The sequence below is a fragment of the Acidisoma sp. S159 genome (assembly GCF_009766125.1).
Classification (GTDB): domain Bacteria; phylum Pseudomonadota; class Alphaproteobacteria; order Acetobacterales; family Acetobacteraceae; genus Acidisoma.
On sequence record NZ_LMUG01000036.1, the window covers coordinates 1 to 440 of the forward strand.

Genomic DNA, 440 nt, shown 5'->3' on the forward strand with positions numbered 1-440 from the left:
CGGCTGCTCCGACGACATTACGATTCCTTCATCCGCCGTGGGTTTAGCCATTTGACTTATGCTGCTTTCGCCTTACGAGAAGCGATCGTCTTCACCTTTGTTGAGCGACCCGGCATCTTTCTTAAGCTGGACTTATGCGCTGTTGCCGCCGCTTTCAACTTTTCGCGATTCGCTTTTAGTTCGTTGCGAATGGAAGCGAGAGCACCCTTCACGACAGCCGAGCGCCTGTCTGCCGAAATGGTTTCTGCAGCATCAAGAAACGCACGAGCTAAGGCTTTTGTGCCACGTAGTGCGCGGCTTGCTTTGAGAGCCATGAGTTGAACTTTCAGATGGACAAGCGGCTTATTTACCAGATTCTGCGGAATTGCAATCTATTTCGACTGCAGAACTCTCCAGCTCGGTCCTGTTATTCTCGCTCCCGTAAGTACTCAGATGCGGGA

Annotated in this window: 1 protein-coding gene; it reads left to right on the top strand. The window is 51.6% G+C overall.

All coding sequences use genetic code 11. The features are described 5' to 3' along the window. Window positions 1-321 (top strand): hypothetical protein (locus GSQ92_RS30155; RefSeq protein ID WP_216856806.1); only part of this gene is annotated, 321 nt, incomplete at its 5' end. Between the last annotated feature and the right edge of the window lie 119 nt (window positions 322-440).